This window comes from Bordetella genomosp. 9, assembly GCF_002119725.1.
Lineage (GTDB): Bacteria > Pseudomonadota > Gammaproteobacteria > Burkholderiales > Burkholderiaceae_B > Bordetella_C.
In genome coordinates this window covers 3,815,533-3,828,991 of the sequence record NZ_CP021109.1, presented here as the reverse complement: position 1 = coordinate 3,828,991, position 13,459 = coordinate 3,815,533, and the positions used below count along the sequence as shown (strand labels likewise).

13 protein-coding genes are annotated in these 13,459 nt (G+C 68.4%); all 13 read right to left on the bottom strand.

Annotated elements, in window-relative coordinates:
- Positions 1 to 10 precede the first annotated feature (10 nt).
- Positions 11 to 388, bottom strand: a complete 378-nt coding sequence (locus tag CAL13_RS17645; RefSeq protein WP_157664513.1) for a TssQ family T6SS-associated lipoprotein — start codon at positions 386 to 388, stop codon at positions 11 to 13.
- Positions 385 to 3,012: a type VI secretion system ATPase TssH gene (gene tssH, locus CAL13_RS17640; protein WP_086073096.1), complete on the bottom strand. Its 2,628-nt coding sequence runs from the start codon at positions 3,010 to 3,012 to the stop codon at positions 385 to 387. The genes CAL13_RS17645 and tssH overlap by 4 nt, the downstream gene beginning before the upstream one ends.
- 69 nt (positions 3,013 to 3,081) lie before the next feature.
- Positions 3,082 to 3,477, bottom strand: coding sequence for a DUF2195 family protein (locus CAL13_RS17635; protein WP_232467690.1), 396 nt, complete (start codon positions 3,475 to 3,477; stop codon positions 3,082 to 3,084).
- The gene (locus CAL13_RS17630) at positions 3,470 to 3,988 is read right to left on the bottom strand and encodes a tlde1 domain-containing protein (protein ID WP_086058535.1); all 519 of its coding nucleotides are present in this window, start codon (positions 3,986 to 3,988) and stop codon (positions 3,470 to 3,472) included. The genes CAL13_RS17635 and CAL13_RS17630 overlap by 8 nt, the downstream gene beginning before the upstream one ends.
- Positions 3,985 to 5,082 (bottom strand): type VI secretion system baseplate subunit TssG, encoded by a 1,098-nt coding sequence (gene tssG / locus CAL13_RS17625; RefSeq protein ID WP_086073095.1) that lies wholly within the window; start codon positions 5,080 to 5,082, stop codon positions 3,985 to 3,987. The genes CAL13_RS17630 and tssG overlap by 4 nt, the downstream gene beginning before the upstream one ends.
- Positions 5,057 to 5,716: a DUF3540 domain-containing protein gene (locus CAL13_RS17620; RefSeq protein ID WP_086073094.1), complete on the bottom strand. Its 660-nt coding sequence runs from the start codon at positions 5,714 to 5,716 to the stop codon at positions 5,057 to 5,059. Before CAL13_RS17620 ends, tssG begins: the two co-directional genes overlap by 26 nt.
- 55 nt (positions 5,717 to 5,771) lie before the next feature.
- Positions 5,772 to 7,673 carry a type VI secretion system baseplate subunit TssF gene (tssF, locus tag CAL13_RS17615; protein WP_086073093.1) on the bottom strand — a complete coding sequence of 634 codons (1,902 nt, stop codon included), beginning with the start codon at positions 7,671 to 7,673 and terminating at the stop codon, positions 5,772 to 5,774.
- Entirely contained in the window at positions 7,673 to 8,275 is a 603-nt protein-coding gene (tssE, locus tag CAL13_RS17610) for a type VI secretion system baseplate subunit TssE (protein ID WP_086073092.1), read from the bottom strand. Before tssE ends, tssF begins: the two co-directional genes overlap by 1 nt.
- Positions 8,275 to 9,090 (bottom strand): type VI secretion system accessory protein TagJ, encoded by an 816-nt coding sequence (locus CAL13_RS17605; RefSeq protein ID WP_086073091.1) that lies wholly within the window; start codon positions 9,088 to 9,090, stop codon positions 8,275 to 8,277. The genes tssE and CAL13_RS17605 overlap by 1 nt, the downstream gene beginning before the upstream one ends.
- 4 nt (positions 9,091 to 9,094) lie before the next feature.
- Entirely contained in the window at positions 9,095 to 9,565 is a 471-nt protein-coding gene (locus CAL13_RS17600; protein ID WP_086058529.1) for an Hcp family type VI secretion system effector, read from the bottom strand.
- A gap of 196 nt (positions 9,566 to 9,761) precedes the next feature.
- Positions 9,762 to 11,264 carry a type VI secretion system contractile sheath large subunit gene (tssC, locus tag CAL13_RS17595; protein ID WP_086059565.1) on the bottom strand — a complete coding sequence of 501 codons (1,503 nt, stop codon included), beginning with the start codon at positions 11,262 to 11,264 and terminating at the stop codon, positions 9,762 to 9,764.
- 18 nt (positions 11,265 to 11,282) lie between these two features.
- A complete protein-coding gene (tssB, locus tag CAL13_RS17590) occupies positions 11,283 to 11,837 on the bottom strand; it encodes a type VI secretion system contractile sheath small subunit (RefSeq protein ID WP_086058528.1) in 555 nt (184 codons plus the stop codon).
- A gap of 29 nt (positions 11,838 to 11,866) precedes the next feature.
- Positions 11,867 to 12,949, bottom strand: a complete 1,083-nt coding sequence (tssA, locus tag CAL13_RS17585) for a type VI secretion system protein TssA (protein ID WP_086073090.1) — start codon at positions 12,947 to 12,949, stop codon at positions 11,867 to 11,869.
- Positions 12,950 to 13,459 lie beyond the last annotated feature (510 nt).

The following is a 13,459-nucleotide window of genomic DNA, read 5'->3' as shown; positions in this document are numbered from 1 at the left end:
GCCGCGGCGTTCAGCTCGCCCTGGCCATCGTCTGCGCCCGCTCGAAGGCCGGCCCCCACATCGGGTGGCCGGCCTCGTTCGGCGCCAGCCGGAAATCGGGATCGATGCGCAGAATGCGCACGAAGCCGTCCTCGCACAGGCGCGTGTACCGGCTTGCGCAGTAGCTGAACGACTGCAGCTTCAACGCCTCGACGCGCAGCGCGTCCGGCGCCCGCGCCAGTTCGTCGGAGGTGGCCACGGCGCGGATCACGCCGCCGTAGTCGCCGGCCGCGTAGTCGTCGCGCACTTGCTGCAGCGCCTGCCGGGCAGCCGGCGTGGGACCGGCGCAGCCGCCCAGCGCGGCGATTACGGGCAGGAAAATCAGTAAGGTCCGGAACCTTTTCATCATGCGTACTCGTAGCGGAACTCGCCGCCGGCCGCATCCAGCACGACGCTGCGGATGCCGCGGTCCTCGGTGGACGCGGTCAGCAGCGCCTGGCTGATGCGCGGCAGAACGGTGTGATTGAGAATGGCGTCGACCATGCGCGCGCCCGACTCCGTTTCGGTGCAGCGCGCGGCGACCAGCGCCGTGGCGGCCGGCCGCACGTCCAGCGCGATGCCGTGGTTGTCGTGCAGCCGCTGCCGGATGCGCGCGAACTGCAGATCCACGATGCCGGCCAGCATGGCGTCGGAAAGCGGCAGATAGGGCACCACCGTCAGCCGTCCCAGCAGCGCCGCGGGGAAGGTTCTGAGCAGCGGCTCGCGCAGGGCCGCGGTCAGGGCTTCCGGCTCGGGCGCCAGCGCGGGATCGCGGCACAGGCGTGCGATCAGATCCGCGCCGACATTGGACGTGAGCAGGATGACCGTGTTGCGGAAATCGATGTGGCGGCCTTCGCCGTCTTCCATCCAGCCCTTGTCGAACACCTGGAAGAAGATTTCGTGCACGTCGGCGTGGGCCTTTTCGATTTCGTCGAGCAGCACCACGCTGTAGGGTCGCCGGCGCACGGCTTCGGTCAGCACGCCGCCTTCGCCGTACCCCACGTAGCCGGGCGGCGCGCCCTTCAGCGTCGACACGGTGTGCGGCTCCTGGAACTCGCTCATGTTGATGACGATCAGGTTCTGCTCGCCGCCGTACAGGGTTTCCGCCAGCGCCAGGGCGGTTTCGGTCTTGCCCACGCCGCTGGGACCGCACAACAGGAAGACGCCCACCGGCTTGTCGGGCGCCGTCAGCCGGGCGCGCGCCGTCTGGATGCGGCTTGCCACAGCGTCCAGGGCGTGGCGTTGGCCGATGACGCGCCGCTCCAGCGTATCGGCCAGCTCCAGCACGGCGCGCGCTTCGTCGCGCACCATGCGGCCGACCGGAATGCCGGTCCAATCCGCGACCACCGCGGCCACCGCGGCGGCGGTGACGGCAGGGTGCACCATGGGGCTTTCACCCTGCGCCCGCGCCAGCGCTGCGGCGGCTTGCGCCAGGTCTTCGCGCAGGCCCTCCGCCTGCCCGTCCGGCAATGCCGGGTCGTCCAGGCGCTCGCGCAGTTCGCCGACACGCGCGCTCAGCGAGCGTTCCGATTCCCACCGCGCGGCCAGCGCCGCTTCCTCTTCCCGCGCCTTGCGCAGGCTATCGTCCAGGCCATTCACGCGCGCGCCGTCGCCCACGCCCAGCCGCGCCTCGCGCTCCGCGATCTCGCGTTCCGTTTCCAGCATGCCGATGCGGCGCCGCGCGTCTTCCAGCACCGGCGGCACGGCATGCTGGCTCACGGCGACGCGCGCGCAGGCGGTGTCCAGCAGGGCGACGGCCTTGTCCGGCAACTGCCGCGCGGGAATGTAGCGATGCGACAGGCGCACCGCGGCATCGATGGCTTCGTCCAGCAGCAGCACGCGATGATGCCGCTGCAGCACGCCCGCCAGGCCGCGCAGCATATCGAGCGCGCGCCCTTCGTCGGGCTCGTTCACCTGCACGACCTGGAAGCGGCGGGTCAGGGCGGGGTCTTTCTCGATGTACTTCTTGTATTCCGACCAGGTCGTGGCGCCGATCGTGCGCAGCAGGCCGCGCGCGAGCGCCGGCTTGAGCAGATTGGCGGCATCGCCGGTGCCCGCCGCGCCGCCCGCGCCGATCAGCGTGTGGATTTCGTCGATGAACAGCACCACGGGCTTTTCGCTTGCCTGCACTTCGTCGATCACCGCGCGCAGGCGCTGCTCGAATTCGCCTTTTACGCCCGCGCCGGCCTGCAGCAAGCCCAGATCCAGCTGATAGAGCGACACATGGCGCAAGGCCGGCGGCACGTCGCCGGACGCCAGCCGCAAGGCCAGTCCTTCGGCCACGGCGGTCTTGCCGACCCCGGCCTCGCCCGTCAGCAGCGGGTTGTTCTGCCGCCGCCGCATCAGGATATCGACGATCTGCCGGATTTCCTCGTCGCGTCCCGTCACCGGGTCGATCTCGCCGGCGGCCGCGCGCGCGGTCAGGTCAACCGCGTAGCGCGCCAGCGCCTGGCCGCGCGGCGCGTGGGCCGGCCCCGCGGGCGTGCCGGCGCCGGCGCCGGCCAGGTCGCCCGCTTCCTCGGGCGAGCCCTGCACCACATCCGCGAAGCTTTCCAGCAGAACGTCCGGCACGATGCGTGAAAACTGCGCCGACATGCCGAGCAGCACGCCGCGCAGCGCATAGGTCTTGACCAGCGCCAGCAGCAGATGGCCGCTGCGTATGCGCGCGCGGCCGTAGCGCAGCGAGGCCAGGATCCACGCGCGTTCGGCGGCGTGGTCGATATGTTCCGACAGGTCGGACACCGACGTGGCGCCGCGCGGCAATTGGTCCAGCGCCCCTGTCAGGTCGGCCTGCAGGCGCGGCAGGTCCAGATCGAAACGGCGGGCGATGCGGTGCACGTCGCTGTCCTGGCATTGCAGGATCTGATGCAGCCAGTGCGCCAGCTCCACATAGGGATTGCCCCGCAGCTTGCAGAACGCCGTGGCGCCCTCCAGGCATTGGTAGGGCAGCGGCGCGAGCTTGCCGAAGAGATCGAGGCGGCCGATGTCTGACATGTTGGCTGGAACGTTGAAAAGGGTGCGTGTCGGTGTGGAGGAAGGATCGCCTGGCGCCTGCGGCGCGAATCAGTCCGGCGCCGCGCAGCCGAGGGACAGCGTCGCCGGCCGGTCGCCGATCAGCGTGGCGTCTGCGGCCAGCGGCAGGCTGATCGGCCCGGATTTGCGCGCGCCTATGCGTCCTTGCAGCAGCAGGCTGCGCGCGCCGCCTTCGGCATTTGCGTAGGCGGCATAGGCGACGATGGCCGACGTGCAGCCGCATTCGCCGATGGGCTTGCGGATATCCAGGGTTACGTCCAGCAGCGTCGTGCCATGCGCCGTCGTGCGGGCGCCGGTTTGCACCGTCATGCAGGCGGCCAGGCCGTTCTCCACGGTAAGGCTGCCCGCGGCCTGCGCGGGCAGGCAGGGCAGGGCCGAGACGGCGGCCAGCGTCAGGACCGTTATCGCGCGACGGAACTCAGACACGCGTGCCTCCGTACGTGGCGCGGCCCGGGACGTACTCGACCTTCAGGATCATCGCGTTGCGGTTGCTGCTGCGCGCGTAGGTGCGCAGCAGCGGAAAGATGCGGCCTTCCACTTCGATGCAGCCATGGCTGAAGCCTTTGACCGAATCGTGCAGGTAGAAGCCGCCGCGGACCGGTGCGCAGCGGTTGCGCGTGGCCGCGTCCGCGGGCTCCATGCGGGCGCGGTTCCAGCCCCAATTCGCCCAGTACGGTTCGCAGTCGCCCGCGGCCGCGCCGCGCGGAATCGCCTGCACGCCCCAGGCGGGCTTCAGGGCGCACAGGTCGCGGCCGTCGTCCGCGGCCTGGCCGCGGTCGGTCAGCAGCACCTTGTACAGGCCCGGCGGTATCGGCCCGCTGTCGGGCACGCAATAGTCGCCGGGCATCTGGTGGCCGGGCAGCCCGCTGGTGGCGCGGAACTTCCCATGGCCCGGCCAGTCCAGCACCTGGCCGTCGTAGAACATATCGTGCCTCACTGCATGATCTCCGGGGTGGAAGGTTGGAAGGGCGCGGGGACGCGATCGGTCCGCTCGCGGCTTTCGTAATCGAGCAGCAGGTCGCGGGCGTCGCCCTGCGCCGGCCGCCGCTGGCCGAGCCAGGCGGCAAGCCCCAGCGGTTGCGGATCGCCCAGCCTGACGCCGCGCGCCTCGCTGGCGCGCAGCACGGGCCGCACGTCCCACGCGAACTCGCGCCCGGTGTAGTGCCGCACCCAGTGCGTCAGCTGGCGGGCGCGCCGTCCGCCGGGCAGGAAACCGCGGTAGGTCTCGAGATCGAGCGGGCCCAGCTCGATGCGGAACTTGTGCTGCGCGTCGCGCACCGCCGCGCCCAGAACGGTGTCGCGGCCCAGCCCCATGGCGCCGCCCAGGGCCAGCCGCTGCGCCGGCGCCAGCCGGATCCACTGCGGGACGAATTCGCGGATGCGCACCGGCACGCGAAAGTACGACTGCAGGATGTGCTTCAGGCCTTCGGGGTTGCGCGTTTGCCGCAGCAGATGGCCGGCCATGTGGTACTTGGCGTGGTCGCTTACCGCATCGCGCCGGCGCATGGAGGGTTGCCCCATGTGCAGCAGGCTCGCGACGTAGCGGGTAAAACGTTCCTCGCCGCGGTCCAGGCTGACCGTGCTCTGCGCGTCGGCCCAGGCCCGGTAGAAAAGCAGGATCAGCCGGTGATGGAAGATGTCGGCGAACGCCGCCAGCGTGCGATCACGGAAATGGTGGATGCGTTCGCGCGCATGCTCGGTCAGGTGCAGGGGCAGCGGACCGTTGGGGCCGAACAGCCCGAAGCTGTAGATGGACAGCTCCGGCGGCCGGCCCGCTTCCGGGGCGCGGGCGCCCGCGAGCGTCGATGGCGCGAAGGCCATCGACGGCTCCTGGCGCAACCGCACCGGCTCGTTGCGGGGCAGCGCGTCCCGGCCCAATGGCGCACGCGCGCCGGCCCGCGCATCGATCCAGCGCAGGGTATTGAACAGATCGTGCGCGTAGGGCGCGTCCTGCAGCCGGCGCCAGAAGGCGTCCGGCAGGGGCGGCGCGGCAGGACGCGCGGGATCAGCCCATGTGGATTTGCCTGGCATCGACTTTCACCAATTCGCCGCCCGTCACCAGCGTGTACTCGGCATGGACGCGGGCAGCCTGTTCGGCCTGGTAATCCAGGGTGCCGGCGCGCACCTGTTCGATTTCCTCCGTCGTGCGAAAGCTCAGCCGGCTCATGAGCTGCAGCCGGTCCAGCACCGCCTCGTAGGACTTGCCGACGAGGCGCGTGGCGCCCACGGTCGCCTGCAGTTCCGTGGCGACGTAGCGCATGCGCTCGGCGACGCAGCGGGTTTCGCGCGCACGCACCGACATTTCCCCGGTCTCGATGCGCACGGCCTCGCGTCCCTGCAACGCGACTTCCTTCGCGCTCTCCAGCGCCAGGCTGCCCGCGGTGGCGGCAAGCACGGCATCGCCGGCCACTTCGAGCCGCGTATGGCCGGCATCCGCCTGTTCCAGCACCGCGATCAGGTAGACGCGGCCGGCGTCGGGGCCGCTGATCAGAACCACGTCGCCCGGCTGCGGGACCAGCAGGCAACTGGCGGCGCGGCGCGCCCGCCACGCGAAGCCGTCGCAATCCACGCAGTAACCGTCGCCTTCTTCGTGCGCGATCACGCGTCCGATCAGGTGGACCGGGTCGTAGGCGGGCAGGCGGCGGGCGGCGGTGGCGGCGTTCATGGCGGCTTTTCCTATCGGCAATGCTGCGGGTTCATGTTGATGCTGTTCACGATGTCTATACGGCCGGACGGGCGCCCATGCGCGGTTTCCAGCGGGCGATTTCGCCCCGCTGCAGCGTGGACAGCGCGAGCTCCGACATCGCGTTGATCGAGACGTGCCGCGCGAAGAATTTTTCGAGCACGGCGCCGAACAAATAGGGGCTGATGCCGGAAAAGGCCGCCTCGTCCACGGCCAGGTCGATGCGCACGCCCCGGCCGTACACGATGGGCCCGGGCACGGGCAGGCGGTGATGCATGGGCGTGGCCCGCACGTGGCGCACGCCGGCGATCTGCCTGCGCACCACCGGATCGGCCAGGTTGGCGTACAGCGTCAGCATTTCGCGCAGCGTCTGCGCGCCGGCTTCCTCGTCCAGGTCCGTCAGGCTCAGGTAGTTCAGGCCGAGGTGGCTGATCAAGTGCCAGGCGGCGGCATCCTCGGCCAGCGCCGGATGCGGCCGGGTCGGGCCGTGCAGCACCTTGATGGACGCAACCGGCGCGGAAATCCGCAGTGTCAGGTCGGTCTGCGTACCGAGCGGCATCAGCACCGCCAGGTCGCGATTGGTGCATAGCGTCTCCAGCGTCAAGTGCCGCAGCTCGCCGGAAAACGGCGCCTCGTGCCGGTCGACCAGCGACAGATAGACCTCGCTGCCCGTGTAGCCGGTGCGCGTGCCATTGCGCCGCGCCGTATCGGAAACCAGGCGCGGCTCGCGCCGCACGGCGTAGTAGGCGCCATAGTCGTCAGGGTCCGAAAACACCGAGCCGTAGAAAGGACGGAAGGTCTGCTCCGGCCGTTCTGCGGAAGCGTGACCGGTGACGCCGGTGACGGCGAAGACTTCAAAGTCCAGCGGCCGGGTGCGGTCCACCACCACGTGGTATTCCGAGGTGCGCGGCGTGATGGCCACGCGGTCCGCGCGCTTGGGGAACAGGTTGATTACCGGCACGCAGTGCAGCGGCAGGTTCTCCGCGGAAATCGCGCCTTCCAGTTCGGGCGCCGCCGCGGAAAACAGCAGCGTCAGATCGAAGGCGCGCGTCTCCGGCGGCTTGCCGTCGCGGGGCGCCGTGCGCAATCCGTGTTTCAGGCCGTTCACGCTGAAGAACAGAAAGCGCCGCGCGAAGGCGAAGTATTCCTGCAGCAGGCGATATCCCTGGAAGACGCGGCTGTCGGCGGGCAGCAGCGCCTGGTCGTCGCCGAAACCTTCGTGGCGCACGGCATCCGCCGGCAAGCGGTGTATCCAGGCCGTGGGGCGCGCGCTGTCGTGGGCCAGCACGGCCACCGTATGGCCCATGACGATTTCAAGCAGCCGCTGCATCTGCAGGTCCTGGCCGTTCAGGTAGAACACCAGGCGGTCCAGATCCAGGTCCTCCAGGCGCACGCCGCCGCACACTTCGATGCGCAGGCGCAGCGCGCTCAGCACGCGGGCGGCGCGGCCGCCCAAGCCCAGGCGGGCCAGCGGCAGGTCTTGCGGCGGTCCGCCGAAGGACGCTTCGGCCACCCGCAGCGGCCATAGCCGCACCGCATGGCCGGTCATGAACTCCACCGGCGTCTGTTCGCCGCGCGGCACCTTGCCCCGCAGCAGCGTGCCCCGGGGCAGGTCGAAGCCGCCCGCCAGCGTGCCTTCGTTCATGCTGGGGTCGAAGCGCACCACCGCCATGGCGGGCGTGGGCGCCAGGTAGTTGGGATAGACGACCTCCAGCAGACGCTGCGTGAAGCGGGGGAATTCGGCATCCATCTTCATGTGGATGCGGGCGCTCAGAAAGCTGAAGCCTTCGAGCAGCCGTTCCACATAGGGGTCGGCGACCTCGGTGGCATGCATGGCCAGGCGGCCGGCCACCTTGGGATATTGCTGCGCGAATTCCGCGCCGAGTTCGCGCAGATAGACGAGTTCGCGGTTGTAGTAGTCGAGCAGCCGGGCGTCCATCAGCCGCCTCCCAGGTCGCGCAGGTCCATGTGGCCGCTTTCCAAGTCGATATCGGTGCGGAACAGGAATTCCTGGGGATGCGGCACGCACCACAGCATGCCCTTGATCTCCAGGCTGAGCACGTTGTGATGTTCCAGCGTCCCCGTGTCGGTGACGCAGCGCACCTCCACCGAGGAGTCCAGGATGCGCGGCTCGAAGGCGGCGATGGCGCGCCGCAGGGCATCCTCGACGTCGATCCAGTCGATCTCCGACATGCGTTTGCCGGCCATCGCGCGCACGCCGAAGTTCACCACGGATGCGGCGGCGTGCGGGTGCGCGGACAGATCGTCCGTGCTCTCCAGGCTGACGGTGTTCAGAAGCCAGCGCAGGTCGCGCAGCACGACCTGGCGCAACTGGGCGTGGGTCAGCATCGCCGATTCGCGCGGTTCCTCGCGCTGGTGCGGCGCGTCGTCCATCAGCCGGTCCAGCAGGGAAGGCTGCAGGCGGTCCCGCGCGGCGCGCTCGTCCGCGCTCAGCGCGTGCTGGCCCGGCGCGCGGCTGGCGCGGGCAGCCGGTCCGGCAGGGACGCGCGCGTGCAGGGCGTCGGACTCGCTGTGGCCCATCAGGCAAGCTCCAGCAAGCGGATATCCAGCAGCCCGTACTCGCCCTGGTCCGTCACCCACATCTTCTGGCCCACGCCGGCATAGGTATCGTCATGCAGCGGCGTCCACTGCGTCAGGCGGCCGAGCTTCACGGCCTCTTCCTGGTCGGCCGTACGCACGCCGGACGGGGCCGGATAGCGGGCCGGCACGAGCACGTGCAGGACGCGCCCATCGGCCAGGGTCGCTTCCGCCTGCGCCCACAGCACATCGCTCAGGCCTTCGGGCGGGAGCAGGCGCACCTGCCGCACGTGCGAGAAGGGCAGCCAGGCATAGTTCGCGTCCTGGATGAATTCGAAGACGGGACCGAGACGGCTATCGCCGTCGGCGATCCAGTTGAACGCCGCTGGCGTCTCGTATCCCGCGCAGGACAGCGTCCCCGCGGCGGTTTGGGCCGCGTCGAACGCGCGGCCCCGTAACTCGCTGGCCGCCGTCGGCGCGTCCGCGTCATGCCGCAGCGCATCCAGCAGCATGTCGAGCCAGGCCGGCCGCGGTCCCGGAACGTGCGGCTCGGCCTGGCCGGCCAGCACGGTCTCGCGCCGCCGCTCGGCGGCGATGGCGCGGTCGTACGTCAGCGCCATGGGCGCCGACTGCGGATTCAGTTCGGCGCACAGGCGGATCTGTTCCGCCGCGCGCTCCCATTCGCCCTGCACGGCCAGCAGCTGGAACAGCCGCGCGCGCAGATCCGCGTCGCCGGGATGGCGGCGGATCTGCGCGGAGACCGCGTCCAGGTGCTGCGCCAGGCTGCCCGAGCGCAGGGCAAAGCCGCCGGTCGTCATGGGATCAGCCGACTTCCTTGTTCTGCTTGATGTCCCAGGCCACCAGGGTTTCGGCGCCCTTGCCGCCCTGGTCGGTCTGCTCCCAGTACTGCTGCTTCACCTTGGCCGCCTGGAAGGCGTAGTTGACGATGACGCCCGACTCCGAGCCGCCGTCGCCGGTCAGTTGCACGGAAGACACCAGCACGTCCTCCAGGGTGATCTTGGAATACTCGACCTGCGATCCGCCGGCCTTGCACATGGACAGCTGCACCATGCTCAGGTGCTTGCCGCTGGCGCAGTGCTTCATCACCGCCGGGGCTGCCTTGTCGATGCGCGCGACCACGTGCAGGTCGTTGAAGCTGGCCTTGCCCGCGCCCAGGCCGCCGCCGCTCGAAAGATTGCCCGGTTGCGTGGCGCCCCACGAAAACGACAGCACGTCGCTCCAATCCTTGTGATTGGCGTCCTTCGACTCGCCATTGGCTCCGTCGATCTTCATGAAAATATCAACAGCCACAATCCCTCTCCTAAACTGAATCCCAGTCAAAAAAGTGCTGCGTTCTCGAAAAAAAGCCAAGCCGCGGGCCTTCTGCGCGAGACGAACCCGGCGGAATCGGCGATGAAAAAACACTTGGGAGCCCGGCCGAGGCGATCGGCCCGCCGCTCCGGCGATGCCGGAGGGCCCTGCGGCGCGGTCAGCCTTCGTTCTGCTTGAGCGAAGGCAGTTTCGATACGAGCCGCAGCGAAACCGTCAGCCCCTCCAGCTGGTAGTGCGGCCGCAGGAAGAACTTCGCTGCGTAATAGCCGGGGTTGTCCTCCACCTCCTGCACCTGGACCTCGGCGGCGGCCAGCGGCTTGCGCGCCTTGGTCTCCTGAGACGAGTTCACGGGATCGCCGTCCACGTAGTTCATGATCCAGTCGTTCAGCCAGCGCTCCATATCGTTGCGCTCGCGGAAGGAGCCGATCTTGTCGCGCACGATGCATTTCAGGTAATGCGCGAAGCGGCAGCACGCGAACAGATAGGGCAGCCGGGCCGACAGCTTGGCGTTGGCGGCGGCGTCCGCGTCGTAGTAGTCGTGCGGCTTCTGCAGCGACTGCGCGCCGATGAAGGCAGCGAAATCGGAGTTCTTCCGATGCACCAGCGGCATGAACCCGTTCTTGGCCAGCTCGGCCTCGCGCCGGTCGCTGATGGCGATTTCGGTCGGGCACTTCATGTCGACCCCGCCGTCGTCGGTCGGAAAGGTGTGGCACGGCAGGTTCTCCACCGCGCCGCCCGATTCGACGCCGCGGATGGAGGTGCACCAGCCGTACAGCTTGAAGGACCGGTTGATGTTGGCGGCCATGGCGTACGCCGAGTTCGCCCAGGTGTAGCGGTCGTGATTGGCGCCGTCGGTGTCTTCCTCGAAGTCGAATTCGTCCACCGGGTTGGTGCGCGCCCCATAGGGCAGGCGCGCCAGGAAGCGCGGCATTGCCAGCCCGAGGTAGCGCGAGTCCTCGGATTCGCGCAGGCTGCGCCAGGCGGCGTATTCGGTGTTGGTGAAGATCTTGGTCAGGTCGCGCGGATTGGCCAGTTCCTGCCAGGAGTCCATCTGCATGACGCTGGGCGAGGCCCCCGCGATGAACGGGCAGTGCGCCGCGGCGGCGATGCGCGCCATCTCGCCCAGCAGCTCGACGTCCGGCGGGCTATGGTCGAAATAGTAGTCGCCCACCAGGCAGCCGATCGGCTCGCCGCCGAACTGGCCGTATTCCTCTTCGTAGACGCGCTTGAAGATGGGGCTCTGGTCCCAGCCCACGCCTTTGTGACGTTTGAGCGTGCGCCCGAGCTCCTGCTTGGACACGCACATCACCTTGATCTTGAGCAGCTCGTCGGTCTCGGTGTTGGAGACCAGGTAATGCAGGCCGCGCCATGCGCCTTCCAGTTGCTGGAATTCGGCGTGGTGCATGATCAGGTTGATCTGCTCGGACATCTTGCGGTCGATTTCCGCGATGATGGCCTGGATGGTGCGATAGGCGTCCGAGGACACGGCGACGCCGCTGTTCTCCAGCGCCTGGTGCGCCAGCGTGCGCACGGCATGCTCCACCGCTTCACGCGCCTGCTCGGTCTTGGGCTTGAACTCCTTTTTCAGCAAGGCGGACAGGTCGTCCGCTTCCAGCGCTGCGTCGGCGCGGCTCGGCGCGCGTTCGGCCATGGCGGTCATCGCGTTCTCCATCGTCTATCAGTTCGCGGCGGGGTCCGGGCTGCCAACGGCGGGCGCGGCCGCATCATCCTGCGGCTTGGGGGCGGCGGCCAGCGCGCTCAGCAGCGCGGGGTCGGCCAGGACCTTGCCGATGAGCTCCTCCGCGCCGGTCTTGCCGTCCATATAGGTCAGCAGGTTGGCCAGTTGCGTGCGGGCGTTCAGCAGCTCGTTCAGCGGCCCGACCTTGCGCGCCACCGTGGCCGGAGAAAAGTCGTCGATGCTTTCGAAAGTGATATCGACGTTCAGCTCGCCATCGCCGGTGAGCGTGTTGGGAACGTGGTAGGCCACGCGCGGGCGGATGGATTTCATCCGCTCGTCGAAGTTGTCGATGTCGATGTTCAGGAACTTGCGTTCCGCCATATCGGGCTGCGGCGTATCCGATCGGCCGGCCAGGTCGGCCAGCACGCCCATGACGAAGGGAAGCTGCACCTTGCGTTCGGCGCCGTAGATTTCCACGTCGTACTCGATCTGCACGCGCGGCGCGCGGTTGCGCGCGATGAATTTCTGGCCGCTGCCTTTCAGTGTGGTTGCCATGCGGGTCTCCTGTCTTGCGGTTGCCGGCCTCAGGGCGCGGGACGGCCATCCGCGTCGCGGGGCAGCCAGGACTCGAACTGTTCGAGTCCCTGGGGCGCGAGGTTGCGGATGATGTCGTGGAAACTGAGCGGGATAAGCTGCTGCGCGCGCCGGATCAGATAGGGCGCGGGATGGCCGGGCTCATGGACTTCGAAGTAGGCGCAGACCTTGGTCAGCATGGCCGACGCATCGTCGCGCGACTGAATCTGCGCGTCCTGCCAGCGCATGGCGGGCGCGGTCTGCGCGCTCGCCGCGAAGGCGCCGCCGTCATGGGCCAGGGAAGGGGATGTTCCCGCGGCGGCATGGGCGGCGTCCGTATCGCCCTGCGCGTCCCTGTCCGGCGCACCTTCGCCGGCGGCGTCCTGGAAGGACGCCGCGACGATATCCAGCGCGCGCAGGATCGCCGTGTAGTCCGGCATCCATTCGCGCCCCAGCCGTTCCGCGACCAGCGTCTGTATGCGGCGCAGCGCGGCCGCCGCGGCCAGCAGCGCGCCCAGATGCGGGTCGCGCGCGGTCCATCCCTGGCGCAGGTGTTCCACCAGGCGCGCGCGTCCGCCCGGATACGCGTCGTTCTGCGCGCGGCTGCCGTCCAGGATGGCTTCGGCTTCGCGCAGCGTCAGATGTCCATGCACGCCGTCGATCAGGCGCGCCGAGCGCGCGCTGCGCGCGCAGCCCTGCACTTCGCCCAGCGAGGCCAGCGCATTGATGCGCGGCAAGGGGTCGTCTTCGCCCACGCTGTCGAGCCTTGGGTGCACCGCATCCCAATAGCGCTCCAAAGCGTCCGCGCACAGGGTCAGGCCGTCCGCATAGCCGGGCAGGCCGCGTATCTCCGTCCACGCGCGGGTCAGGTGGCTGATCACGCGGATGTCGCGCGTGCGCTCCAGCAGCGCAAGCGCCTGTTTTTCGACCTCGCGCCAATCGGGCGGTTGTGCCGGGATGATGGTTGTCCCGAACTGCTGCTCCCCGCGCTCCGCCGCCGCCTGCTGCAACTGCAGAAAGTCCGGGTCGTATTCCAGGTCCTCTCCGCATGGCAGCCGAGGGTCGAGCGTACTCAGTATTTCGGCGAATTCCATGGTGTTCTTCCGGGCGTTGCCCGCGGGGCCGTTGCCTCGCCTTGGCGTTGCCGCGTTATGAACGGACGTCCATTCGGATCTTTTCCGCCCGTGCTGCTCGTTCACGGAATGCGCATTCTATGCACTCGGATTAGTCTGACTATTGCAACTCACAGGCTTTGTTTTTTCTTACGTTTGGCTAACAGTCCAGAAAGATTTAGAACAATTTTCACGCCCGAAAATTGACGTCTTGTAATGGAACTTACGTAGATAGCGGCTTGGTATGGGGATGCGGACAATGCCGTGCAACGAACCTGTATTTTGATTTTTACGGCGCTTCACATTTAGAAGTTTCCAGCCATTTCAAATAAGTAAGAAAGACAAATGCTTGTGAGCCGACTTCTCGCTGTCTGGCATGGTGTTTAGAATCGCCGATCTCGCGCATCGGGCAGCGATGGGTGCGGCGATTCATTGAACACAAGACGTCCACGCGGCGCATCGCAGGAATGCGGCATCCGCGGACGGAAGTCT

What these genes read in the sequence shown, in the direction of transcription:
- CAL13_RS17645 (WP_157664513.1), bottom strand. Translation starts at nt 388, where the DNA reads ATGATGAAAAGGTTCCGGACCTTACTGATTTTCCTGCCCGTAATCGCC.
- tssH (WP_086073096.1), bottom strand. Translation starts at nt 3,012, where the DNA reads ATGTCAGACATCGGCCGCCTCGATCTCTTCGGCAAGCTCGCGCCGCTG.
- tssG (WP_086073095.1), bottom strand. Translation starts at nt 5,082, where the DNA reads ATGCCAGGCAAATCCACATGGGCTGATCCCGCGCGTCCTGCCGCGCCG.
- CAL13_RS17620 (WP_086073094.1), bottom strand. Translation starts at nt 5,716, where the DNA reads ATGAACGCCGCCACCGCCGCCCGCCGCCTGCCCGCCTACGACCCGGTC.
- tssF (WP_086073093.1), bottom strand. Translation starts at nt 7,673, where the DNA reads ATGGACGCCCGGCTGCTCGACTACTACAACCGCGAACTCGTCTATCTG.
- tssE (WP_086073092.1), bottom strand. Translation starts at nt 8,275, where the DNA reads ATGGGCCACAGCGAGTCCGACGCCCTGCACGCGCGCGTCCCTGCCGGA.
- CAL13_RS17605 (WP_086073091.1), bottom strand. Translation starts at nt 9,090, where the DNA reads ATGACGACCGGCGGCTTTGCCCTGCGCTCGGGCAGCCTGGCGCAGCAC.
- CAL13_RS17600 (WP_086058529.1), bottom strand. Translation starts at nt 9,565, where the DNA reads ATGAAGATCGACGGAGCCAATGGCGAGTCGAAGGACGCCAATCACAAG.
- tssC (WP_086059565.1), bottom strand. Translation starts at nt 11,264, where the DNA reads ATGACCGCCATGGCCGAACGCGCGCCGAGCCGCGCCGACGCAGCGCTG.
- tssB (WP_086058528.1), bottom strand. Translation starts at nt 11,837, where the DNA reads ATGGCAACCACACTGAAAGGCAGCGGCCAGAAATTCATCGCGCGCAAC.
- tssA (WP_086073090.1), bottom strand. Translation starts at nt 12,949, where the DNA reads ATGGAATTCGCCGAAATACTGAGTACGCTCGACCCTCGGCTGCCATGC.